Raw genomic sequence first — 23,468 nt, forward strand, 5'->3', positions numbered from 1 at the left:
GCGGCTGCCGGCCTCGGCGGAGCGCCGTCAGATATGCATGACGGCCCCCCGCCGGGCCTAGGACAAACCCGGCGAATAGTGATATGCGAGCGGCTCACCACGACCAAGACAAGACCGGGAAAGACGCTCATGACCGTGCACACTGGAAGGCATTTTTTGCAGATTCCGGGACCGACCAACGTGCCGGACCGGGTGCTGCGGGCGATGGACATGCCGACCATGGACCATCGCGGTGCCGAATTCGCCGAGATCGGCTTTGCCGTGCTTTCTGCAATGCAGCGTGTGTTCCGCACCAAGCAGCCCGTGATCATCTATCCGTCGTCCGGCACCGGCGCCTGGGAGGCCGCGATCGTCAACACGCTGCAGCCGGGCGACAAGGTCTTGATGTGCGAGACCGGGCAGTTCGCGGTGCTTTGGCACGGCATCGCGGACAAGTTCAAGCTCGACGTCGATTTCATTCCGGGCGACTGGCGCCATGGCGCCGACCTCGAGCAGATCGAGGCTCGGTTTGCTGCCGACAAGGCGCACAAGATCAAGGCCGTCTGCGTGGTCCATAACGAGACCTCGACCGCCTGCGTCACCTATCCGCGCGACGTCCGCAAGATCCTCGACACCTTGAAGCATCCGGCGCTCCTGATGGTCGACACTATCTCCGGCCTCGGCTCGTTGGAATATGAACACGATGCATGGGGCATCGACGTCTCGATCGCCGGCTCCCAGAAGGGGCTGATGCTGCCGCCCGGCCTCGGCTTCAACGCCGTGTCGGAGAAGGCGCTTGCCGTGGCCAAGGCCAATCCGGGGATGCGTTCCTATTGGGATTGGCAGGAGGTCATCAACATCAACAAGGCCGGCACCTGGCCGTATACGCCAGCGACCAATCTGCTGTTCGGCCTGCGCGAGGCCGTGAAGATGCTGGAGGAGGAGGGGCTGGACAACGTCTTCGCCCGCCACAAGCGTCACAGCGAAGCGACGCGTGCCGCCATCAAGGTCTGGGGGCTGGAGACGCAGTGCCAGGAACAGGGCGCGCATTCGCCGGCGCTGACCGCGGTGCGCGTGCCCGATGGCCATGACGCCGATCAATTCCGCAAGGTCGTGCTCGAGAATTTCGACATGTCGCTCGGCACCGGCCTCAACAAGGTCAAGGGCAAGGTGTTCCGGATCGGGCATATCGGCCACTTCAACGACCTGATGCTGATGGGCACGCTGTCCGGCGTCGAGATGGGTCTCGATCTGGCCAAGGTGCCGCATCGCAGTGGCGGTGTGCTGGCGGCGATGGAGGTCCTCAAGGGACGTGACCCATCGCAGGCGTCGAAGGCTGTCGCCTGAAATCTTATCGCAAAGAACAGAAAGAGCGAGACATGAACGCGCCTGTCGCATCGACCGAAGACCTGATCTACTCCGTCGCGGACGGGATCGCGCGCATCACGTTTAACAGGCCGCAGGCCCGCAACGCGCTGACGTTTGCGATGTACGAGCAGATGGCCTCGATCTGCGAGAACATCAATCAGGATCACTCCATCAAGGCGCTGATCCTCACCGGTGCCGGCGAGAAGGCATTCGCCTCGGGCACTGACATCTCGCAGTTCCGGGCGTTCAAGACCGCCCAGGATGCGCTGGACTACGAGGCGCGGATCGACCGCGTGCTGGGAACGCTGGAACAGTGCCGCGTGCCTGTCATCGCGGCGATCGCCGGCGCTTGCACCGGCGGCGGCGCCGGTATCGCCGCATGCTGCGACATCCGCATCGGCACCGAGGCGACACGGATCGGCTTCCCGATCGCGCGCACGCTCGGCAACTGCCTCTCCATGTCCAACATCTCGCGGTTGGTCTCGCTGATCGGTCCGGCGCGGACAAAGGATCTGATCTTCAAGGGGCGCCTGGTCGAGGCGCCCGAAGCATTGGCGCTCGGGCTGTTGAACGAAGTCGTCCCCGACGTGGAAACGCTGCAGCGCCGCGCCACCGAGACCGCGCAACTTGTCGCCGGCCATGCACCGATCACGTTAGAGGTGACAAAGGAGGCGGTGCGTCGCATCCGCCGCACGCTGTCGCGCGACGAAGGCGAAGACCTGATCCTGCGCGCCTATATGAGCGAGGATTTCCGCGAGGGCATGGACGCTTTCCTCAACAAGCGCACGCCCGACTGGAAGGGCAAATAGTGCCTGCCCAAGGGCATCGAGTGCTGCGCGCAAAATAGAAATTTGCGTGCAAAATCAATACGATTATCGCTGTCTAGTCCTCTTACGGTTTATCGCAAGAGCAACTCAGCGTATAAAGCGGCGGTCTCACCCGATCTCATCAGCCGGGTCACCGATGCCGTCCTCGATGAGGTGCGAGAGTGGCAAAGCCGGCCGCTGGAAGCGGTCTATCCGGTAGCTTTCTTTGACGCGCTGCGCGTCAAAATCCGCGATGAGGGCCTGGTGAAGAACAAGGCCGTCTATGTGGCCCTGGAGCTCAATGCGGACGGCGAGAAGGATGTGCTCGGGCTCTGGATCGAGCAGACCGAAGGGGCCAAGTACTGGCTCAAGGTCGTCAACGAGCTCAAGTTGCGTGGCGTCAACGACATCTTGATTGCCGTGGTCGACGGCCTCAAGGGCCTTCCAGAGGCCATCATGTCGGTTTTCCCGCAGACGATTGTGCAGACCTGCATCGTGCACCTGATCAGGAACAGCCTGGCCTTCGTGTCCTGGAAGGACCGCAAGGCGAGCGATCAAGGCGATCTACCGGGCCGAGAACGCCGATATTGCGCTTGTCCGCCTCGAGGAGTTCGAGGCCGAGTGGGGCAAGCGCTATCCAGCGATCGGAGCGGCCTGGCGGAGGGCCTGGGATTACGTCGTGCCATTCTTCGCCTTCGCACCGGGCATCCGCAAGATGATCTACACCACCAACGCTGTGGAGGCGCTGCATCGCTCGCTGCGCAAGATCATCAAAACGCGCGGCAGCTTTCCAAACGATGACGCGGCGTTGAAACTGCTCTATCTCGCAATCAAGAATGCCGGCCTGCGCTGGCGACGCCCGGTCGAATGGACCTCCGCGATGGGCCAGTTTGCCATCCGGTTCGGCGAGCGCTTTTCGGGAACGACGCGATGACGAACGGCATCACGGCAACGGTCATGATGGCTCGGCACGCCCCTTCGCCGTCAAGTCCCGCGCCTGCGGCGCGCCGCTCCGCGGCTTCGGCACTTGACCGCTCGGTGCGGCCAAGCAAACTCGTCCACCATGCCGCTGATGCCTTGTTCTTGATGCCGGGAGACAAATTCACCCTTCACAGAAACCCCTTACACAAAAGTTCTGACAATCCCCGGAACTAACCCGCGCTTCGACAGTTAACACCGTCGTCCGCTATCGGGGAAATCTGCATGACCGAAACTTCAACGCCCGCCGACGCACGACCGCGATCGGCACTCCCGTTGTTCGTGGCTGTCTTCGCACTCGTCGTCGCTGGCGGTGGCCTTTGGGTGAGCTACAGCAACGCAACGAAGATTACCACCTCACAGGAGCACGCCGCGGCGGCGCCACCTCCGGACCCCGCCATTCAACAGATCAAGCAGACCTTGTCTTCCCTGCAACAAGCGGTGCAAGGCATTCAGGCTGAGCAGCAAAGGCAGGCCGCTCAGATCGGCGATGTGCAGCAGAAGACCGCCGCACAACACGGCGAGCAAAAGCTAATCTCTGACCAATTGGCCGCGCTCAGCGGGCGGGTTAACTCGCTGGAATCGGCGAGGGCTGAAAGCGCCGCCCCGGTGCCGCAACCCGCTCCAGACACGCAAAGGGCCAGACGTTCCAAGCGATAGGTGCTTTGAGGTAATCTCCTCACGCGCTAGTTGCACATTAATAGCGCTACTCATGGAAATGCACAGCCCCTGTAATCCGCGTTCAGGAGACTGGCCGTGGGCGCCCCAGTTCCGCCCGCTACTGGGCCGCTGCGCGAGGGCCCGCTCCGGAGCAAGTTGGAGCGGGCTTTAACTTGGGCGCGTAGGATTTCTAAAACGTCGCTGGGGCGGCTTGCTCCGTTCATTTATTAACCTGGCCGCGCAGAGGACAGCCGATCGACATAATTGGCCCGCAATGATTGCGGAAATGGCCAACCATGTTTGTCGTGCCTGCGGGTCGACGTCGTTCATCTTGGCAGGGACGATGGGGCTATACATGGCGGCGGCTCGGCGCCATCCGCGGTCGGACCCAGCGCTTGAACATGTAGTTCATGGCCTTGGCCAGATCGTGACCGCGGGAGAGCTTGGTGCACTGCTCGCGCATATAGGCTTCCAGATCGGCAACGAGCGGCGCGCTCTGCGCCTGGCGAACAATCTTTCGTTGGTCGGCGTTTTGGCCATTGATAGAGCGCTCGATCTCGAACAGAGCGTCGATGCGGCGCACGATCTCCACGGCGACGGGCGAGATGACGATCTCCTTCTTTCCGGCCGCTTTGCGCCGCGCATTCTCTTCAAGATCCGCCATGGCGAAGAACGGGCGCCGGGCATGGACCCAACAGGTCCGCTTCCCTGATAGACCCAGGACTTCGCTCGGGCTCGTAGAGTTTGGTGTATCCGCCGAAGGCGTCGGCCTGCAGGATGCCGCTATAGTTGGTCAGATGCGCCTGCGGATGCTCGCCCCTTCGATCGCGCGAGTGATAGAACATTGCCGCTGGCGGATCTGAGCCGCCGAAGGGGCGGTCGTCTTTTACATAGACCCAGCAACGAGCCGGGCTCTTTCTAGCAGCCAATAAATCCAAGGCTTGCGGGGTGGAATCCTGATGGACGCGAAAGGGTCTTTCGCCATTGGGTCGATTGCGCGATACACCCGTCCGTTCGTGTTGGGGTCGCTATTGTCGCTGGTAGAGAAGTAGAGGACGGCCCAATCGTCCTTTCGATAAGCGAAGCGGCCGTGGCCCTCGTCTCCAATCTCAATATCCTGGCAGTGGACCGGCCCGAGAGCTTGCCCGTCCTCGGTCAGTTCAAGAGTTCAAGCTGTGATTGTCGACGCGCTTCGAGAGTGTCGGCTATGGAGTTCGGAATGGTGAGCTGATAGCGCCAAGCGTAATACACGACCGGCCCGCGCAGGATGCTTGGATCCTCCGAGGGAGGGAGAGTGTCCAGATAGAGCCCGATCGGAACGTAGACAGCGAGCGCCGCTGCGAGCGCGTGTCACTTGTTGATCTTCATCAACGTGCCAATCAGGTCTTAAAGAGGAAGGTCCAAATTATCTCAAAAAAGGCCCACAGACGGCTTTGCTTCAGGCGTTGGATCAGTCGCTCTGAAAGGTTCCTTTTGCGAATTTCTTCAGGGTGATTCATCGGACCGCTATCTAGTCCCTATCCAAACTGAGAAACAAGCCAAGTCAGGCAGGCCGCTCCAACTGGCGGGAAGATCATGGCGGTGCCTTTCAACAGCACGCCAGTGCATGCTACTCCGCTGCTGCATGTTTCCCAATTCAAAAATAGAAATTGACCGGCTGCAAAAAGCCCAACTCCCACGGAAAGGAGCGAGCCTCCGTCGGTCCCGACGGTCACGTCCGAAATAGCGTCAATGCTGTCCCGGACACCGTGCTCAAGCAACCACTAAGCCGGCCAAAAGAAGACACAAGCGACCTGCCGTGCACCTAGACTGCCTTCGTGCTTGCGATAGAAGTGCCCAGCCGTGACCAGTATGCCTAGCGCGTAAATCAAGAAAAACGGCATCAGCGGCTTAAATGAAGCCATCGTTTCCCCCGTTCCCAATGCAACGATAAATAATAAAACGCGATTCTTTCCTCGGTGATTTCCCCGGATCGCTTGTGCCGGCTCCTGGCAACGAAGCCAATCAGCACCAGCACGAGGCCAACAGCGATCATGAGGGCCGGGACTACTTTTTGCCAATCGGAGCAGGGCACTCACTTGAACCTCCGCGACATTGCCGTATGCGTCCGGTTCTTGATCTTGATCCAGTGCAGGTATCGGCCGTCGCGAAAGGGCCCCTCTGAGCACTTTGATGCCAGACCTTCAAAGCCGAACTCGCAGGCCTTCCTGAAGAGGTCAGGACCGGTCTCCCGTAGTCTGACATGCAGTTGGTAGCTACTTGGCGACATTTAAGACTTGCGTCTTCGCCTGAAGAGCGAGCATTTGAACTTCAACCGCGCTTATACGATTGTTGATCTCAGCAATCAGTTTGTAGGTTCGGTCCAGCTCAAGGGTCTGTTGGGCTAGCCGCTGCTGCTCAATCCGACGCAATTCCAGTGTGGCTTCAATTCCCGTCTGGCCCAATTGCCTTCGCTGCACCTCGGATAATCCGATCGAGATCATATTAAGAACGACGGCCGCAATAACGATAGCTCGGGTAGATATTGCCATGAACACGTTCCCTGCCAGAGACGAAAGGTGCCGCGAATGTGGTGATCGGAGGCCTGCGGGAGCATATAGAAGAGGCCGCTTCCGGCAAAAAGCAAACAGTGTTGAGTAGATCGTCACCTGATGGATGACATATGGCACATCGGTCCGGCTCTTCCAGAGGCCGTGCTTTGTCGTATGCCCGTCGGATACCTCCGTAGAGTTGATAGGCCTCCGACAAGCCATGCTCTCGGCCGTCGCGAAAACCCAACCGGTATGCTGTCCAAATGCACAGCGCGAGGAGCAAAATTGAACTTGCGGCGAGGATGAGCGATATCATCGTGCAGGCCGGTCAATAGTTGGGCGTCGAAGGTCGGCAGCCAACTAATATAGCGGTAAAAAGGCCTTTAGAGTATAGCACGCGAAAAGGGCTGGTCTTATCCCTTAGCGAGCCTGAGGCGGCTGCTACCGTATTTTTACGGTGTTGTTATTCGTTATTGTTCGGCGAGCATCAGTAGTAAGCCAAATCTGTTAGGGAGTAAGCGTATGAGTGGGCGTGCGACTACCCGAAGAGAGCTCTATTTTTGGACCTCGCTGCTATTCAGTGTCTCGCCGTTTTTGATCCTCGTAGGGCTTCTTATCTTTTTCAGATGGTAACTTTCTGCCGATGAGCGCTTGGCGGCCGTTCCTGCTTCGGCGTATCTCAGACCTCATCCCGCGCAACCGGCGTCGGGCTCTTCTTTGTGTCGGGCTACGGCTTCGTTGACCTTATCTCGGTCCTGTCGATCTTCGGGTGAGAGCCGGGACACGGGACGCCAAATCGCGACATTGATCTCCTGCGGTTCCGTATCGGCTTGCTCTCCCATTCCCACCATCGGTCGAATGCGTCTTTGGTCATCGCATTCGCTCGAATAGTTCCTTGACCTCGCTTAGCCGCAACTTTGCGCCGGCCGGCATATGTTTCAAGGAGCATGTGTCTGGTGCCGACCGCGATCCGATCACGCCGGATGTCGTCCTGCTCGGCGGGATACGCCTGCATGTCGGCGGCAAACTGGCGGGCAACCCCCGGCGGAATTTCGAGCGGCTTTCGGGTAATCGGCATGCCTGAAAAATAGGTATCCCGGGCCCGTTTGGCGAATCCAAACGAAGCGGCCCCAGCAATCCCTTGGAGGCCCAGGGGGCGATTGCTGAGGCCGCACGGCCAGTCCCGCGTCAGTCGAGATTGGTCAGCGGTTATCGTGCTTTGGATTGATGGGGGGAGCCCCAATATTTTGCGAAGGCTATCAGCTTGTCGTTGAACTGAACCGACCGGCTCACCGCGTCGTGGCGCACGACAAGCGCGCGTGGATTGTCCATCAGCACTTCCTCCGGCACACCGCTGAAGGTCGTGAACGTGCTCTCGAGCCCGGCGAACCAATGCTCCTGCCTCTCGGCCCGGAACGCACGCGCATGGAGCCGTCGCGAGTGTCCAAGCGTTGCCACGAACACGAATGCCTTGACTTTCGCCCCTCCGATCTCGACCAGACGCTCCCCGAAGTCGATCTGCAGTTGCCGGCCCGGCGGCGTCTCAAACCGCGTCGTCGCCAGCGCCTCCGCCTTCAGCGCCTGGCGATAGGGCTGCACGGCGCGTTGCAGTGTCCGTCGGCTGACGGCCACGCCTTTCTCGGCCAACAGGTCCTGGCGCACCACGTCGGCATTGCCGCGATGCCGAATGAGCCTCTCGCGCAGCCAGCCCTCAAGGCCGTCGAGACGCTTCGGCCGCTCAGGCGACTTGAACGGCTTCACCCCGCCCGCCGCCACGTAGTCCTTCACCGTGTGATGGCTGCAGCCCAGCTGCCGCGCAATCCGCTTCACGCCCCACCCGCACGCTCTCAGGCGCATCATTTCCGCCACGTCATCCGGCGTCTTCATCACCTGCCCCCGTGGATCATTCCACGGCGAGCCTTCAGTGATTCGTTCCCGCTTCATTCACTCTCTCCTCAGCTATCCGAGGAGGGGGCAATTCCTCGTGACGCTGAGGGGGCAGTTTTCCATGACGCGCGACACAATATTCAGCCGGCGTCGCCTTGTCCTCGTCGATCATCGGGCGGTTAATCTTCTCGATGTAGATCCTGCCATCCTGGATGGGCTCGAACGCCCGCGCATGCTCCATGACCCTGCGGGCGTCTCGGGGTCGGAGTAGGGGCGGTCACCCCTTCAATTTCATCGTGCAAACCCATCGCGCTCCTGTTAGCGCAAATCTGCGGCGAGTGGATTTTCGCTATCAAACGTCGTGCCGGAGCGATAGCACCCGCAGTGATGATGGCTGTTGAGAATCTCGAAGGAAGAAAGTGTGTCGTCCTCGCCACGTTACGATAGTTCCGCAGAGCATGGAACGTGTTTAGGCTTCACTGCGACACTGCGCTGCGAATTCGTTGTCTAACAACGATGGACCTTCGGCGGCGATTTTATTTCCAAGACGTTCATTTGAGATCGGGTCCAAGAGGTCGCTGACCAGCGCCAGCGGCCTCTTCGTTTTGCTTCATCGAATTGCAAAGGAAGCGTCCAATGCCGATACAGGTGTGGGCCGTTGCCGCTTCGATCGGCTGGACAGCCGTGGTTGGCACAATGCTGCTCTATATGGTTTTCGGACCCAACTAATTTCGCCATGCCGCGACGGTCACCGCTCTTCCGGCCACCACGTTGACGGCGGGTTCATGGCGGAAATCTTACTTGTCCGAAGCGCTACCAGGCGGCTGCGCTTGAACGGATAGCCTTGTGCCCGCGAACACTGCTTGCACCGCATGTATCGCTCTAGCCCGTCTTATTCATCAGCGGCTTGTTGAGAGGCTGGCGAGCGTGGCGTAAGCCGCTGAGATGGCGTAGGATTCGGTTGCTGACACCCACCCTCCGCGCATCCGGGCCGCCACACTCGCCATGACCGACGATACGAGTCTGCCGTTCTCATTTCCAGCCGTTTCCCACAAGAAGATCACAGCCTCGTTCGACGGCGGCAAGCTGACGTCGGATGGCGGCGTCATGCTTCTGGCCATGGCGGACCGGCGCCTCGGCTTGGCCGCGAAGTTGTCCTGCGTATTCCCCGAGCGGCGCGATCCGGGACGCATCGTGCACAGCCTTGCGGATATGATCCGCGCCCGCATCTTCGCCATCGCGTGTGGCTACGAGGATGGCAATGATCTCGATCGTTTACGCGGCGATCCGGCGTTCAAGCTGGCTTGCGGCCGACTGCCGGACACTGGCCGGGATCTGTGTTCGCAGCCGACCCTATCGCGCCTGGAGAATGCACCACACCTGCGCGAGGTGATCCGGCTGAGCTCTGTGCTGGTTGACCTATGGATGGACAGCTACGCGCGAGCGCCGAGCGCAATCACGCTCGACATCGACGACACGGTCGACGTGGTGCATGGCCGTCAGCAACTCTCGCTGTTCAACGCCCATTATGATGAACACTGCTTCCTGCCGATCCACGTCTACGACACCGAGCACAGCCGGCCTGTTGCGGTCATCCTGCGCCCCGGCAAGACGCCGAGCGGCCGCGAGGTGCGGGCACACCTGCGCCGCCTGGTTCGGCGCATTCGCCGGCGCTGGCCCGATACGCGTATCACCTTCCGCGGCGACAGCCATTACGCCGGCCCCGAGGCGATGACTTTTTGCGAGCAAAACGGCGTCGATTACATCTTCGCGCTAGCCGGCACGAAGCCGCTCGCCAGAAAGGTCGACGAGGTCTGTGATGCATTTCGAACCGAACGTGCGATCGAGAACAAGATCGTGGTTCGCGGCTACACCGAGACCCGCCACGCGGCCGGCTCCTGGCATCGTGAGCGCCGCGTCGTCGCCCGCATCGAGGCAACCCAACAAGGGCTCGACGTCCGCTACGTCGTCACCAGCCTGGATATCGGCTCGGCTGAGTGGATCTATGACAGCCTCTATTGCGCTCGCGGACAGGCCGAGAACCTGATCAAGCTGCACAAGACCCAGCTCGCCTCCGATCGCACCAGTTGCCGCTCGGCGCTCGCCAACCAGGTCCGCCTCGTCTTCCACACCGCCGCCTATTGGCTCATCCTCGCCGTGCGCGATGCCATCCCAAAGCCGCGCGATCTGGCAACGGCCGAGTTCAACACGATCAGGCTCAGGCTTCTCAAGATCGCAGCCCGCGTCATCGAGACCGCCACCCGCGTCCGTCTTGCCTTCGCTGCGGCGTGCCCCGACGCCGACCTGTTCCGCGGCTTGGCAAACGCTCTGGTCCCGCAAGCACCCTGACGCGCGGGGCATGAGCCCCCGGTCACCCCGCTGCCGTCCTCCAACGCGTTCACGAAGTCGGGTCGAAAAGCGGCGAAAAAGCCGAAGCGTTCGCGCGCGCCTTCACCCCGACCGGAAATGTTCCAGCTGCCCCGCCCGGCAATCATGAATAAGACGGGCTAGCTCGTGAACCGGCGTCGACTTCGGGCGCCGCACAACGTCGAGCGTGACGGTCTGGTGGGTCGGTGGGTCTCGCAGCCGAGGCACTTCACCTCGAGGTATCGGTAGCCGGCGTTGAGCGCGTCGCCGAACGCCGCCTGGGCCGGCCCCTGGAAGGCGAGCATGCGGGCGTTCCATGCCTGGCAGGCCAATATGTCGGCATCCCGTCGAGCATTGGCAGCACGCTCGGCCAGATGCCTGACCGTCGCGCCGAACATGTATTCCCGAGATTTTGAGCCCATGCCGCCATAAAGCGGGAGTCCGCGGACACGGCAAATCGTCCAGATCTTGGGGGTTGGAACGATCAAAACAACGCTGCGTGTCGCCCGGACCACAACAATGGCCTTATTACCCTCGTAGTACGCACTCTTTACAACAAACCGACGCGGCACCAGACTGGAGCGGTGGAGTGCTTGCCGCATGGCGCTGATTCTCCCCCAATCAAAGCGCCGGACGTCCCCCAAACTGCATCAAAAGTGAGTCAGAGCCCCAGTCCAACGCCGATTGACACGCATGGGATAGCCAGCTGTCGTCGGTTGACGATCGATCGCTGACCTTGGCGCAAGCTCGACGTGATCCCGCCGCCGTCTACTTTGAGCTCGCTAGCACCAAGACCAACCGCGCTGCGGTCGCGACGCTGACAAAGTGGTCGCTCGCCATTCTGCTTGCCTACGTCGCCAAGCCGTTCAACGGCGTCGAGCTGCTCGAAGCCACGCCATTGTCCTGGACGCGCGGCGGCCGTCCTGTGAGCCGCAACGGCGAAACCGGACGATGGGGCGGCGATCACGGCGGCGGTCGGCATATCTAGTCTGGCACTGCGGAGCTAATCTGATTGTTCAGCGCAGCAGGAAGCCCGATGAGTTCGGCGAGATTATGCAGGGTCTCTGCCTTCAGATTGCGCCTGATATGACTTGTATCGCGATATAGAAATTCATCGTTGATATAAGTATTGCAGCCAACTGAATCGCACATCGTTTCTCTAGGGATTATCGCCAACACATTCGCGTGCTTTCTGGCGATGCCCTCAAGCAACCTGTCGGTTTCAACCGTGTGCGTTTTCATAAAGGCGACAGTAGTTGCATCGAGTTCGCACGGCCTGCGCAAGAGACCAGACAACGAGTTCACGGCGCATGGTACGGGATCCTTGTTGAGTTGCGGGACGCTGCCGACAAGGAGAAAGCGACGGCCTGGAATTGAGGTCTCATCAATCAAGTCCTCAATCCCTGAGGCGACCAGTGATAACCTCTTTTCAGGGCTCAGATTAGCGTTGCCGATGAGTTGATGTGGCATCGGGCTCCAAGAAGAAGCTAGGATCACAAGGTTGATAGATGGATCATCGTGCAACAGTTGAATGGCGCGCTTGCGTTGGTCCGTACAATATTCTGCAAAATTCGGGAATCCTTCGAAGTCCAGGCGCTGAACACGGCCACCAAAGGCGGCGGGGCAGTTCGTGTACAGCAGAAGTCCTTCGTTGGGTTGAGCCGCGGCCTGCACTACCGGCGCAAGATGCCCGGCGTGACTGTCGCCCCACAGCAGAGCTTTCGTCTTTGCAGTCGCCCAGTCGTGGCCGAAGGAGCAGTATTGGCCCGTTAATTGCGGTAGCTGTTCGTACTTGGGGCAGTCCCATCCCCACATGACGTCTAAGCTGCGCATGGGGTAGACGGCAGGCGAGATGCGCTGCGGCAGTCCGTCCGAACTGTGCACGTACATGCCAGAGCAAAAAAGCAGAAGGCAAGCGAATGCACCGGCGCGCACGGTCTCAGTCGGGCGCCAGCGTGGCTTGCGGAAAGGTTTTTCGATGAAGCGGAAGGACAGCACAGCGAGAACGGTCGAGATGCCGGCGAGCGCGATCGCTTCAAACGGGCTCGGTTCTGCGTTGTTGATGTAGTGACGGAACAACACCCACACCGGCCAATGCCACAGATACAAACTGTACGAGATGAGGCCGATCGGCCGCAGCTTCCCGAGCCAGTAGCTAAGCTTCGGTTCATCTCGGCGCGGCCAGATCACGAGTGCGGCTCCAACACACGGGTAAAGGGCCGCACTGCCAGGGAACGCGCTGGCGCGGGCCAGCACAAAGCCTGCAGCGATCAATGCAACGCCAGTTGCTATGGCCACGGCACTGAGGCGCTGTGAGAGAGGCGGCAGGAAGACAAGCAACGCGCCGAGTGCAAGTTCCCAAGCGCGCGGTAAGACCAGGTAAAAAGCGCCTTTGGGGTCTATATCGAGCCAATAGAGGCTTGCGATGAACCCGATGGCGATTGCGCATCCAATAGTGAGTGGTGTTGCGCAGCTCCTGCGTGTCGGTGCGAACGACGCAAGCAGAAGAGGCCACACCAGATAGAATTGCTCCTCTACGCCGAGCGACCACGTATGGAGGAGCGGCATAAGCTCGGAAACTTGGTCGAAATATCCTGTGTTGGACAGGAAGAAGAAGTTTGAGGCACCAAACGCCGCATAGGCTGCGCTTCCGGCCATTGATTTGTAGTCGCCAGGCAACAGCAGGAGCTTGCCGGCCCACAAAGAGAAGGCCAATACCACAGCCAGCGCAGGAACAATGCGTCGAATACGACGATCGTAGAAATTAAGAATCGAAAAGGTTCCGTTGGCGATTTCTGCGGACAACTGCTGCGTGATCAGGAATCCGCTGATCACGAAAAAAACGTCAACGCCAGTAAAGCCGCCCGGCAGAGCTGCACCGTAGTGGAAGGCCAACACAGACAGCACGGCGATGGCCCGCAAGCCATCGATGTCAGCGCGGCATTTCAAGATTGGTGCCCGCCCGTTCTTATTTGAGCGCAGAAACTTACTCGGCACAACCGATCCGAGCAAGTGAAGAGCGTGTTAACTTAGCCACACCGCGGCGCTTTCTCGAAGTGCCCACCAACCGGCCGCCACGCGGCGGCCTTTTTCTTTGAGGTATCAACTGACTGACCTCGCAGCCCTGAAGGGGGCGAACGCGGCGCGCTGGGCGAAAGCCAAGCGGACTCGGAACTTCTCGTCGGTTGCAAGTGAGCGTCACGAGAGGATCACGGGTGCCTGGGCTTGACTTGCGCGGAATGCTCTGGATAGCGCGGTCGGGATGATTGACGCCGCCGGCGCGCGGTGATGGGTTGATCCCGGTTCGGAGCGGGCAACGGGGATCAGAATGACCAGCGAGTCGCAGCTGCGCGAGAAGCTTCGGAAGATCGAGGCGTTGTTCGTGGGTGCCGGAACTGCTGGTGAGCGCCTTGCAGCGGAAGCCGCGCTGCAGCGGGTGCGGGCCCGGGTCGAGGAACTTGCTCGCCACGATCCACCGATCGAACAGCAATTCTCACTTCCCGACCAGTGGTCTCGGCACCTGTTTCTGGCGCTTTGCCGCCGATATGGGCTGCGGCCGTTTCGATATCGCCGACAGCGACGTAACACGGTGATGGTCCGTGCGTCACGGGGCTTCGTTGATCGAGTCCTGCTGCCCGAGTTCACCGAGCTGGAGGGTGCGCTGCAAGTGTATCTGCACGAGGTAACGCTGCGCGTGATCCGCGAAGAGATCTACGACGACGCCAGCGATGCGCAGGAAGTTCCCGACGCCTTGCCGTCGAACTGATCAAGCGGCGAGCTTTGGCTCCGAACCATCGCGCTCGGCTTTCCAATTCCACGGCAGCAGCGTGTTCAGCTGATTGATCTTGGTACGTCCGGAGACGATGCGCTCGAGAACATCAGTAAGATAGTGCCGTGGGTCGATGTCGTGAAGTCTTTGCGGAGTTGATGAGTGATGCGAGAGTGGCCCAGGTTTCGGCGCCGCCCTCACTGCCTGCGAACAGATAGTTTTTCTTTCCCAGCCCGATCGGCTTGATGCTGCGTTCGACCGTATTGCTGTCGATCTCGATGCGCCCATCATCGATGAATCGCGTCAGGCCATCCCAATGGTTGAGGGTGTAGCGGATCGCCTTGCCAAGGCCGGATTTCTTCGAGACTTCCAGCAGTCGCGCCTCGAGCCAGGGCTTGAAGTCCTCGATCAGCGGTCTGGTGTCGGATTGTCGCACCGCAGCTCGCTGCGTCGCCGGCAAACCGCGAATGCGATCCTCAATGGCGTAGAACATCGCGATCCGCTGCAGCGCTTCCGCGGCAATCGGCGATTTCGTCGCGACGTGGACGTCCCAGAACTTCCGCCGCGCATGCGCGAAGCAGAACGCCAGTTGTACCAGACGGCCGCCGTTTCTAAGCCCCTTGTACCCGGCGTAGCCGTCGACCTGCAGGATGCCGTCGTAGTCTCCAAACAGCTGCCTGGCGCGGATTGCCTTGCGATCCTCGGCGAACACGTAGACTACTGCCGGCGGCGCGGGGCCGCCCCACGGGCGGTCGTCGGTGGCGATCGCCCAGAACTGGCAGACTTTGGTTCTGCCACGGCCGGGATCGAGAACTGGCAGCGGCGTCTCGTCGGCAAACAGCCGCGGGTAGGACATCACTGCGCGGCGCAACAGCGCGTGAAGCGGCTTCAGCCACCAGGCGACGCGGCCCATCCACGAGGCCAGCGTTTGCCGGTCGAGCGTGATGCCTTGGGCGGCAAACATCTGTTCCTGGCGATACAGCGGCAGCTGGTAGCCGTATTTCATCACCGCGACGTAGGCCAGCAAGGCTTCCGTCACCATTCCACCGTCGATCGCCTGGGCCGGCGCGGGTGCCTGCAGAACACCCTGGCGGCATCCCCGGCAGCCGTACCGTGGACGCATGATGCGCTTGACCCGGTACTGCATCGGAATGACGTCGAAGGCTTCCTTGACGGTCTCCCCGATCTTGTGCAGCTGCTCGCCGCAGCAAGGGCAGATGTGGCTCTCGATATCGATCACGACATCGATGCGCGGCAAATGCTCCGGAAGCTTCCCCCGGTTGCGTCGCGCCGGTCGCTTTCCACGGCCCTCCGCTCCGTCAGGCAGCCTGCCTCCGGTCACGTCGTCGTTGGCGGCGGCACGAACCGCCTGTGCCCTGATGGTGAAGAGAGACAGCTGTCCGATATCCAGTGTCTCGGAGCGCAGACCGAAGATCGTGCGCTTGTACTGGGACAGGATCATCAGGAGCTTGTCGTTCTCCTGGATCGCAGCGTCGCGTTGGGCGATCGCTGCATCACGCTCGGTCGCCAGCGTGCTGCATTCCTCCGACAACGCCGCAAGCCGTGACGATAGCGTCATCACGGCTTGTCGGAGCAATGCTGGATCGGAAGGCAAATCACTCATGCAGAGCGATTCTACAACAACCTCCGCATGAGTGACGAACGACTCTTGATAATGATCAACCAGCTCGCATCGGCTGATCCACAACTCGCATCGGCACACGCTTCCAGTCCGAGCCATCGAGCAGCACCGAGAGCTGAGCATGAGATAGCGACATGACGCCTTCCTTGATCGGCGGCCAGGTGAACTGCCCCTCGATTCTTTTGTAGTAAAGGACAAGGCCGCTTCCATCCCAAGTCAGGATCTTCACGCGATCTAGCCAACACTCGACATTCTGCATACAGTCTTCGAAGCGCGACAATTGCGTATCCGTGGCATCCGCTTTTTGGGCGGACGCTTCAGGTGGCACCGTTCCGACGCGGCAAGGAGCTGAAATGCATCTACACAGAGGAGCGGCGTGGGTTTAGCCGCGAAGTTCCCAATTGGATGCTCGACGAAAGCTACTGCGCCGGCATGGCGCTAGGACCGCCGCAGGTCAGTATTGAGGGGCTGAACGAATTTGCTGCTGTTCTGAAGCTTCTGGGCGCGACTCAGGCGTCGGGCGCACAATCCCGTCCTTATTTGAAGAGGGAGAAAGGACGTGCGGAGAAAAAGCCAATATCGCGAGCCGATGCAGCTGGGTCTGGATCTGGGTCTTCGGATTCCCCAGAACCCGCTGGGCGCCAATCCCAAAGGTCTGATCGAGGCGCTCGCCGATCTGTTGCTGGAAGCGGCTGGCGTCGAACCCGCTCAGATGTCGGGAGGTGACCATGAGTGTCAAGATCACACGTGATCACCTCGACCGCGCCGCCGTCGTCTATGTTCGCCAATCGACAATGTCCCAAGTTATGGGGAATCTCGAAAGCCAGCGGCGGCAATATGACTTGGCGCAGGCCGCGGAAACCGCCGGATTTAAGTCGGTGGCGGTAATTGACGATGATCTTGGCCGCTCAGGCTCTGGCAGCACTCAACGGCCCGGATTTGAGCGGCTTGTGGCGATGGTTTGTTCGGGTAACGTCGGTGCCGTTTATTGCATTGAGGCGTCGCGGCTGGCGCGCAATGGACGCGACTGGCATCACTTGATCGACCTATGCGCCCTCGCGGGCGCGTTGGTCATTGATCCCGACGGCGCCTATGATCCGCGGCTTGTCAACGACCGCCTGCTTCTCGGACTGAAGGGAACGATGTCGGAGTATGAGCTGAGCCTGCTTCGCCAACGTGGAATCGCCGCTCGGGACTCTAAGGCCAAGCGCGGCGAGTACCGCTTCATGCTTCCACCTGGATTTTGTTGGAGTGAACTCGGCAAGATCGAAATGGATCCCGACGAACATGTGGCGGGATTGGTTCGACTCGTCTTCACGAAGTTCCGCGAGCTCGGTAGCGCCCGGCAGGTCTTTCTTTGGCTGCGTGCTGCCGACATCAAAATGCCTGTGGTTCTAAAAAACGTTCAAATCTACAAGCTCAGCTGGAAGGCGCCGGCCTATCACACGGTGATGCAGATCCTGCACAATCCGCTCTATGCTGGCGCCTATGCGTTTGGCCGAATCGCCCAGAAGACACGGATCGTGGACGGTCGCGCCCGCAAGGTCAGCGGGTTCAAAAAGCCGCGGGAGGAATGGAATGTTCTCCTGCGCGACAATCATCCCGGCTATGTCAGCTGGCAGGAGTATGAGGACAATCAGAGGCTGCTGCTGGAAAACGCCCACATGAAGAAGAACTGCTCGCGAAAATCGGCGCGCGGGGGACGCGCACTTCTGACCGGATTGATGCGGTGCGGCCATTGCGGGCGGATGATGCGTGTGTTCTACGGCCAGGCCAAGGGGAATGCCCATCGTTATCAATGCCGCGGCGATGACGCCCATGTCGGCGCTGGCCTATGTATCGGCATCGGCGGGGTGCGGGTCGATCGTGCGGTCGCGCTGCAAATCCTTGAGGCCGTCTCCGATCGGGCTGTTGAAGCAGCGATATTGGCGTCCGACCAGGTTGAGCGCTCAAGACAAGAGATCATCACGGCCGTCGAACGGGAGCTTGAAGTCGTACGCTACGAAGCGTCTCTTGCTGCACGCCGATACGAGCTTGTGGATCCGGCCAAGCGCCACGTTGCCCGCGAACTCGAGGCGCGCTGGAATGGCGCATTGGAGCGGGTTGCCGAGCTTGAAGGTCGTATAAAGGAGCTGCGCACCGCATCGGCGGAAAGTCCCAAGATCGACCGCGCCCTGCTTCTGCAACTTGCGCATGATCTTCCGCGGGTTTGGAATGCACCGTCCACGGACACGCGCACCAAGCAGCGGCTGGTTCACATTGTGGTCCGAGAGATTGTTTGCGATCTCGATAGGAACACCAATGAGGCGGTTCTGCTCATCCACTGGACCGGCGGCCGGCACACGGAGGTTCGCGTTGCTCGCGTTAAGACGGGCCGATATCCGGGCGACATGGCACCGACTGCCGTTGACGCACTTCGTAAACTCGCTGGTCATTGGCCTGATCGAGAGCTCGCCGTGTCGCTCAATCGGATGCGCTGCAAGACCGGCGACGGCGAGACCTGGACGACTGTTCGCGTGCGGGAAATGCGCGAACGCCTGGGCTTGCCGGAATACGACCCCGCATCGTCCGACGGCAAAATGATCAGCCTTGCGAAGGCTGCGGCACACTTTGGAATTTGCGTCGGATCAGCAAAGAGCTTGGTGCTGAAGGACATCTTGCCGGCCACACAAGCAATCAAGGGCTCGCAATGGTTGGTTCCTGTCGACGCGCTGAGCTCGGAAACAGTACGTATAGCGGTGCAGCGCGTGATCGAGCGTCGGCCGAGAAACTACATTGATTATCAATATGATAGAATGATCCGCCTACCCGGTATCTGACAAAGGGACGTACAATGAAACGAGCTGTCGGCGCTTGGAGCGGAAGACATAAAGTCCGCCGTCGAACGGATCGGCTCCAAAGGCCTCGCTCACCAGCATCGCCAGCGAGTCCATGCCGCGGCGGAAATCGACCGGCTGCGTCGCAATCCAGATCGACAACCCAGCTCGAAGCCCGATCATCGACCAACCGTCCCGACCGCCGCCAGCACCTCGCACAGTGCCTCCCGGTCCACTGTCCCCCTGACACGGATGCGAATCGCGCCGACCTCGATCTCGATCGCCGCCTGCTCCTCACTCGGGCGCCCACAGCCGGTGATCGCGACCGGCACAAAGCCAGGTGGTATGCCTCTGTCCCCGCGCTCCGCGACCTGCGCCCGCGTAGCCTGGCGACGCCAGAGAAACAACAGGCTTGGACTGATGTCGTGTCGCCGCGCCACTGCGGACACGCTTGCACCCGGCGCAAAACTCTCCGCAACAATCGCCGCCTTCGCATCGGTCGACCAGCGCCGACGTCGGCCCGTCCCGGTGATGATCTCGACACGCTGCAGCGTGTCGGCGCCGTGTTCGAGGATAGGCATATGCCTATCCTTATCGCTATCCTTACGACTATTCTTTGACATTGTGACCTCGCGACAAACCATTCCGCGAGATCTTCCTAGCCGACCAGATCAACCCTCAGCGCGTGGTCTCCGCATGACGCTCACGTTGCAAAGCGTTGGCGGCACCTGGGACGAAAGCTCGCAGACTGGTCCGGCTCGCTTGCTCAAGGCGACCCATGGAACGCAGTCTCAACGCATGTTCCAGCGGGTAGGGGGCCATTCAAGTCGTGGGAAGACGCCGTGGTTGACGCCTTGGTGAATTGCGCGCCGCGCGCTGCACTGAACAAGGACTGGTCGATCGGCGGCACGCTGACAATGCTCAAGCAGTACAACGGGCTCGGCTACGCCAACAAGGGGCGGCCGTTGTCGCACATCTGGTCCGGGACCGATCAATATGTCAGCGGCAAGTATGTTCGCGGCGGCGTTTATGACCCGATCAGCAGCTCGGTTGCGCCGGTCTCTTGCTCGCGATGATGGCGATCGATCCGTCGATCTCCTTTGATGGATCATGCGCCCGAGCCGATTGCTCCAGCGCCAACCGTTCCGCCCGCAAAGCCCTCCGCGCTCCATCCGCGGCCGCTGGCTCAATCGGCGCGTTCATCGCGGCGATCCTGGCCGCCATTTTTAAGAGGAAGTAGCCCAATGGATAAGGCCATCACAGTCGGCATGGTCGTTTGGTGGATCGTCGGGATTGTCGCCGCGCTCGGCGTTATCGGTTTGTCTTCTCCCTCTTTGCCGATGCCTTCAAACATTAGGAGAAAGCCCTAATGATTAAACTCACCGCGCCAAACGGCGAGCCGGTCGAAGTGAACCCGGAATCCATCTCATCAATGTTTCCGAACGACGGCACCTACCACAACAACGCCAAAACCGTCCTGAATATTGCCGGCCAGGTGCAGGCCGTCAAGGAAACCGTGGACCAGATCGGCGCTCTCAAAAAAGGAAGCTGACCTATGTCGAACCTCTTTAGCCTGACCATCCTCGGTGACAGCATCGTGTTCGTCGGCGGCATCGTCGTTGGCATTGTCTACGAAACCAACATCAAGGGGTGGATCGTAGGCGCCGAAGCGTTCGCTCCTTCCCTGACGGCGAAAACCGCGACGATCGAGGCGGCGATCAAGAAATGAGGATGGACATCAGCGTGCGCGCATTCTGCTCCGGTATCTTGGCGGGGCACTCATCTCGGCTGGATTTGCCCTCAGCTCGAGCACGCTAACTGATCCAGATCTCATTCAGGTGCTTTGCTTTCTGATCGGCGGCCCGTGTACGGCCGCCTCTGAGAGCTTTTACGTGATTGCTCGCAAACGAGGGTGGAATACTGACATGCCGCAGTGGATCATGAGCCTCCTCACGGGTGGCCTAAATCTCATCCTCGGGACGATTGGAAAGACCGTCACTGACCTTCATGCGGATAACACCACGCGATATAAGAACGAGAACGACGCCGGGAATGCGCTGGCGACGACGACGGCCGATGCATCGGTAAGATCATCCCCCGATCAGGGCCGATGTCCAGAAGTCCCAAGGGGCGTGGGGGCCATTCGGCCTCGCTGCCTTCCTCATCTCGATGGCGTTCGCGTTCCACGTCTTGATGATCGTGATGGATTCGACGAGTTGGCATCTGGTTCCGGCGCTTAGGTTTTACTTCATACCGTGGCTTGAGTGACAGCCGCACGTTGTTGCTTCGTGGAAGCTCTAGGTGGTGTGGACTCTAAGGATTCCCTTTTAGGCGCAAATCAGATTCAAGACTGCTTTTGGGGAGGCAGTCTTGGGTGTGATGGACCGTTTGGTATTGAGCGACGCGGCTTGGGAGCGGATGGCGCCGCTGATCATAGGTCGCCCCGACCAGAAGGGCTCCACTGGGCGCGACAATCGGATGTTCGTGGAAGGTGTACTTTGGATTGTTCGCACGGGCTCTCCCTGGCGTGATCTCCCGGAGGCGTTCGGGGATTGGAACAGCGTGTTCCGGCGCTTCAGTCGGTGGAGCATCAAGGGCGTCTGGTGGCGGATCTTCGAGGCGATGTCCGATGATCCGGACTTCGAATATTTGATCGTCGATTCCACCATCGTCCGGGCGCATCAGCACGCCGCCGGGGCCAAAAAAGGGGGTCTGAAGATCAGGCGATCGGCCGCTCGCGCGGTGGCCTGAGCACCAAGATACATATGGCCGTTCGTGGCTTGGGATGTCCCGTACGGTTCGCGCTGACCGCAGGCCAGAAGGGCGATGCACCGCAAGCTGCCGCATTGATCGAGGGACTACCTGCCGAGGTCGTCATGGCCGATACGGCCTATGACGCCGATCATTTGCGCCAAGCCATCGCCGCCAAGGGCGCGCTCGCCGTCATCCCCAACAACCCGTCACGCGCACTCAAATACCCGCTGGACAAGCACCTCTATGCCCAGCGTCACCTCGTCGAATGCTGCTTCTCAAAGCTCAAGCAGTTCCGACGCGTCGCAACCCGCTTCGAAAAGACCGCCCGAAATTACCTAGCCGTCGTCACTCTCGCAGCCATCGTCCTTTGGATGCGGTAAGTGTCCACACCACCTAGCCCGTCTTATTCATGATTGCCGGGCGGGGCAGCTGGGAACATTTCCGGTCGGGGTGAAGGCGCGCGCGAACGCTTCGGCTTTTTCGCCGCTTTTCGACCCGACTTCGTGAACGCGTTGGAGGACGGCAGCGGGGTGACCGGGGGCTCATGCCCCGCGTGTCAGGGTGCTTGCGGGACCAGAGCGTTTGCCAAGCCGCGGAACAGGTCGGCGTCGGGGCACGCCGCAGCGAAGGCGAGACGGACGCGGGTGGCGGTCTCGATGACGCGGGCTGCGATCTTGAGAAGCCTGAGCCTGATCGTGTTGAACTCGGCCGTTGCCAGATCGCGCGGCTTTGGGATGGCATCGCGCACGGCGAGGATGAGCCAATAGGCGGCGGTGTGGAAGACGAGGCGGACCTGGTTGGCGAGCGCCGAGCGGCAACTGGTGCGATCGGAGGCGAGCTGGGTCTTGTGCAGCTTGATCAGGTTCTCGGCCTGTCCGCGAGCGCAATAGAGGCTGTCATAGATCCACTCAGCCGAGCCGATATCCAGGCTGGTGACGACGTAGCGGACGTCGAGCCCTTGTTGGGTTGCCTCGATGCGGGCGACGACGCGGCGCTCACGATGCCAGGAGCCGGCCGCTGGCGGGTCTCGGTGTAGCCGCGAACCACGATCTTGTTCTCGATCGCACGTTCGGTTCGAAATGCATCACAGACCTCGTCGACCTTTCTGGCGAGCGGCTTCGTGCCGGCTAGCGCGAAGATGTAATCGACGCCGTTTTGCTCGCAAAAAGTCATCGCCTCGGGGCCGGCGTAATGGCTGTCGCCGCGGAAGGTGATACGCGTATCGGGCCAGCGCCGGCGAATGCGCCGAACCAGGCGGCGCAGGTGTGCCCGCACCTCGCGGCCGCTCGGCGTCTTGCCGGGGCGCAGGATGACCGCAACAGGCCGGCTGTGCTCGGTGTCGTAGACGTGGATCGGCAGGAAGCAGTGTTCATCATAATGGGCGTTGAACAGCGAGAGTTGCTGACGGCCATGCACCACGTCGACCGTGTCGTCGATGTCGAGCGTGATTGCGCTCGGCGCTCGCGCGTAGCTGTCCATCCATAGGTCAACCAGCACAGAGCTCAGCCGGATCACCTCGCGCAGGTGTGGTGCATTCTCCAGGCGCGATAGGGTCGGCTGCGAACACAGATCCCGGCCAGTGTCCGGCAGTCGGCCGCAAGCCAGCTTGAACGCCGGATCGCCGCGTAAACGATCGAGATCATTGCCATCCTCGTAGCCACACGCGATGGCAAAGATGCGGGCGCGGATCATATCCGCAAGGCTGTGCACGATGCGTCCCGGATCGCGCCGCTCGGGGAATACGCAGGACAACTTCGCGGCCAAGCCGAGGCGCCGGTCCGCCATGGCCAGAAGCATGACGCCGCCATCCGACGTCAGCTTGCCGCCGTCGAACGAGGCTGTGATCTTCTTGCGGGAAACGGCTGGAAATGAGAACGGCAGACTCGTATCGTCGGTCATGGCGAGTGTGGC

General features: G+C 60.5%; 19 protein-coding genes and 6 pseudogenes. 13 read left to right on the forward strand and 12 right to left on the reverse strand.

Going from position 1 to position 23,468, the window contains the following annotated elements; translation table 11 throughout:
* Positions 1–129 precede the first annotated feature (129 nt).
* The 4 genes and pseudogenes from ACVWW1_RS02665 (at position 130) to ACVWW1_RS02680 (ending at position 3,791) form a co-directional block, all read left to right on the forward strand.
* Positions 130–1,326: a pyridoxal-phosphate-dependent aminotransferase family protein gene (locus ACVWW1_RS02665; RefSeq protein WP_456654750.1), complete on the forward strand. Its 1,197-nt coding sequence runs from the start codon at positions 130–132 to the stop codon at positions 1,324–1,326.
* A gap of 32 nt (positions 1,327–1,358) precedes the next feature.
* Positions 1,359–2,156, forward strand: a complete 798-nt coding sequence (locus ACVWW1_RS02670; RefSeq protein ID WP_456654751.1) for an enoyl-CoA hydratase/isomerase family protein — start codon at positions 1,359–1,361, stop codon at positions 2,154–2,156.
* A gap of 111 nt (positions 2,157–2,267) precedes the next feature.
* Positions 2,268–3,087 (forward strand): annotated as a pseudogene (locus ACVWW1_RS02675) (IS256 family transposase); the annotation flags it as partial.
* Positions 3,088–3,356: 269 nt separating this feature from the next.
* On the forward strand, positions 3,357–3,791 hold the full coding sequence (locus tag ACVWW1_RS02680; RefSeq protein WP_456654752.1) for a hypothetical protein: 435 nt from the start codon (positions 3,357–3,359) through the stop codon (positions 3,789–3,791).
* Between the two features lie 288 nt (positions 3,792–4,079).
* On the opposite strand, the pseudogene ACVWW1_RS02685 reads toward ACVWW1_RS02680, so the two are convergent.
* Both ACVWW1_RS02685 and ACVWW1_RS02690 read right to left on the reverse strand, forming a co-directional pair.
* Positions 4,080–4,759: pseudogene (locus tag ACVWW1_RS02685) on the reverse strand (IS66 family transposase); the annotation flags it as partial.
* A 1,287-nt stretch (positions 4,760–6,046) separates the two neighbouring features.
* Positions 6,047–6,322, reverse strand: coding sequence for a hypothetical protein (locus ACVWW1_RS02690; RefSeq protein WP_456654753.1), 276 nt, complete (start codon positions 6,320–6,322; stop codon positions 6,047–6,049).
* 895 nt (positions 6,323–7,217) lie between these two features.
* On the opposite strand from ACVWW1_RS02690, the gene ACVWW1_RS02695 reads away from it, so the two are divergent.
* Positions 7,218–7,406, forward strand: a complete 189-nt coding sequence (locus ACVWW1_RS02695) for a hypothetical protein (RefSeq protein WP_456654754.1) — start codon at positions 7,218–7,220, stop codon at positions 7,404–7,406.
* 125 nt (positions 7,407–7,531) lie between these two features.
* Here ACVWW1_RS02695 and istA read toward each other — a convergent pair whose 3' ends face one another.
* Positions 7,532–8,209 carry an IS21 family transposase gene (gene istA, locus ACVWW1_RS02700; RefSeq protein WP_456654755.1) on the reverse strand — a complete coding sequence of 226 codons (678 nt, stop codon included), beginning with the start codon at positions 8,207–8,209 and terminating at the stop codon, positions 7,532–7,534.
* A 1,005-nt stretch (positions 8,210–9,214) separates the two neighbouring features.
* Here istA and ACVWW1_RS02705 point away from each other — a divergent pair.
* Complete coding sequence (locus ACVWW1_RS02705; protein ID WP_456654756.1) at positions 9,215–10,558, forward strand: IS1380 family transposase; 1,344 nt, start codon at positions 9,215–9,217, stop codon at positions 10,556–10,558.
* Positions 10,559–10,696: 138 nt separating this feature from the next.
* Here ACVWW1_RS02705 and ACVWW1_RS02710 read toward each other — a convergent pair.
* Positions 10,697–10,998: pseudogene (locus tag ACVWW1_RS02710) on the reverse strand (hypothetical protein); the annotation flags it as partial.
* Positions 10,999–11,312: 314 nt separating this feature from the next.
* Here ACVWW1_RS02710 and ACVWW1_RS02715 point away from each other — a divergent pair.
* Entirely contained in the window at positions 11,313–11,564 is a 252-nt protein-coding gene (locus ACVWW1_RS02715; protein WP_456654757.1) for a hypothetical protein, read from the forward strand.
* On the opposite strand, the gene ACVWW1_RS02720 is transcribed toward ACVWW1_RS02715, so the two are convergent.
* A complete protein-coding gene (locus ACVWW1_RS02720; RefSeq protein ID WP_456654758.1) occupies positions 11,561–13,525 on the reverse strand; it encodes an acyltransferase family protein in 1,965 nt (654 codons plus the stop codon). The two genes, ACVWW1_RS02715 and ACVWW1_RS02720, sit on opposite strands and share 4 nt — an antisense overlap.
* A 379-nt stretch (positions 13,526–13,904) precedes the next feature.
* Between ACVWW1_RS02720 and ACVWW1_RS02725 the strand changes: the two genes are divergently transcribed.
* Positions 13,905–14,342 carry a hypothetical protein gene (locus tag ACVWW1_RS02725; protein ID WP_018268855.1) on the forward strand — a complete coding sequence of 146 codons (438 nt, stop codon included), beginning with the start codon at positions 13,905–13,907 and terminating at the stop codon, positions 14,340–14,342.
* Here ACVWW1_RS02725 and tnpC read toward each other — a convergent pair.
* From tnpC to ACVWW1_RS02740, 3 genes and pseudogenes are all read right to left on the reverse strand, one after another.
* Positions 14,343–15,924, reverse strand: a pseudogene (gene tnpC / locus ACVWW1_RS02730) (IS66 family transposase).
* A 100-nt stretch (positions 15,925–16,024) separates the two neighbouring features.
* Positions 16,025–16,267 carry an IS66 family insertion sequence element accessory protein TnpB gene (tnpB, locus tag ACVWW1_RS02735; protein ID WP_456654759.1) on the reverse strand — a complete coding sequence of 81 codons (243 nt, stop codon included), beginning with the start codon at positions 16,265–16,267 and terminating at the stop codon, positions 16,025–16,027.
* Between the two features lie 174 nt (positions 16,268–16,441).
* Complete coding sequence (locus ACVWW1_RS02740; protein WP_456654760.1) at positions 16,442–16,732, reverse strand: hypothetical protein; 291 nt, start codon at positions 16,730–16,732, stop codon at positions 16,442–16,444.
* Between ACVWW1_RS02740 and ACVWW1_RS02745 the strand changes: the two genes are divergently transcribed.
* Positions 16,716–18,806 carry a recombinase family protein gene (locus ACVWW1_RS02745; RefSeq protein WP_456654761.1) on the forward strand — a complete coding sequence of 697 codons (2,091 nt, stop codon included), beginning with the start codon at positions 16,716–16,718 and terminating at the stop codon, positions 18,804–18,806. The genes ACVWW1_RS02740 and ACVWW1_RS02745 overlap by 17 nt on opposite strands.
* Here the strand turns inward: ACVWW1_RS02745 and tnpB (ACVWW1_RS02750) are convergent.
* Together tnpB (ACVWW1_RS02750) and tnpA are read right to left on the reverse strand one after the other, a co-directional pair.
* Positions 18,792–18,986, reverse strand: a complete 195-nt coding sequence (gene tnpB, locus ACVWW1_RS02750) for an IS66 family insertion sequence element accessory protein TnpB (protein WP_456654762.1) — start codon at positions 18,984–18,986, stop codon at positions 18,792–18,794. The two genes, ACVWW1_RS02745 and tnpB (ACVWW1_RS02750), sit on opposite strands and share 15 nt — an antisense overlap.
* The gene (gene tnpA, locus ACVWW1_RS02755; RefSeq protein WP_456654763.1) at positions 18,983–19,384 is read right to left on the reverse strand and encodes an IS66-like element accessory protein TnpA; all 402 of its coding nucleotides are present in this window, start codon (positions 19,382–19,384) and stop codon (positions 18,983–18,985) included. The genes tnpB (ACVWW1_RS02750) and tnpA overlap by 4 nt, the downstream gene beginning before the upstream one ends.
* Positions 19,385–19,645: 261 nt before the next feature.
* Between tnpA and ACVWW1_RS02760 the strand changes: the two genes are divergently transcribed.
* A complete protein-coding gene (locus ACVWW1_RS02760; RefSeq protein WP_456654764.1) occupies positions 19,646–19,879 on the forward strand; it encodes a hypothetical protein in 234 nt (77 codons plus the stop codon).
* Between the two features lie 110 nt (positions 19,880–19,989).
* Here the strand turns inward: ACVWW1_RS02760 and ACVWW1_RS02765 are convergent, their stop codons facing one another.
* Positions 19,990–20,157 (reverse strand): hypothetical protein, encoded by a 168-nt coding sequence (locus tag ACVWW1_RS02765; protein ID WP_456654765.1) that lies wholly within the window; start codon positions 20,155–20,157, stop codon positions 19,990–19,992.
* A gap of 15 nt (positions 20,158–20,172) precedes the next feature.
* Here ACVWW1_RS02765 and ACVWW1_RS02770 point away from each other — a divergent pair, with 15 nt between their 5' ends.
* The 3 genes and pseudogenes from ACVWW1_RS02770 (at position 20,173) to ACVWW1_RS02780 (ending at position 21,937) form a co-directional block, all read left to right on the forward strand.
* The gene (locus tag ACVWW1_RS02770) at positions 20,173–20,355 is read left to right on the forward strand and encodes a hypothetical protein (protein ID WP_456654766.1); all 183 of its coding nucleotides are present in this window, start codon (positions 20,173–20,175) and stop codon (positions 20,353–20,355) included.
* Positions 20,356–20,358: 3 nt separating this feature from the next.
* Positions 20,359–20,532: a hypothetical protein gene (locus ACVWW1_RS02775; protein ID WP_456654767.1), complete on the forward strand. Its 174-nt coding sequence runs from the start codon at positions 20,359–20,361 to the stop codon at positions 20,530–20,532.
* 689 nt (positions 20,533–21,221) lie between these two features.
* Positions 21,222–21,937 (forward strand): annotated as a pseudogene (locus ACVWW1_RS02780) (IS5 family transposase).
* Between the two features lie 176 nt (positions 21,938–22,113).
* On the opposite strand, the pseudogene ACVWW1_RS02785 reads toward ACVWW1_RS02780, so the two are convergent.
* Positions 22,114–23,456 (reverse strand): annotated as a pseudogene (locus ACVWW1_RS02785) (IS1380 family transposase).
* Between the last annotated feature and the right edge of the window lie 12 nt (positions 23,457–23,468).

The organism is Bradyrhizobium sp. JR3.5, assembly GCF_054057015.1.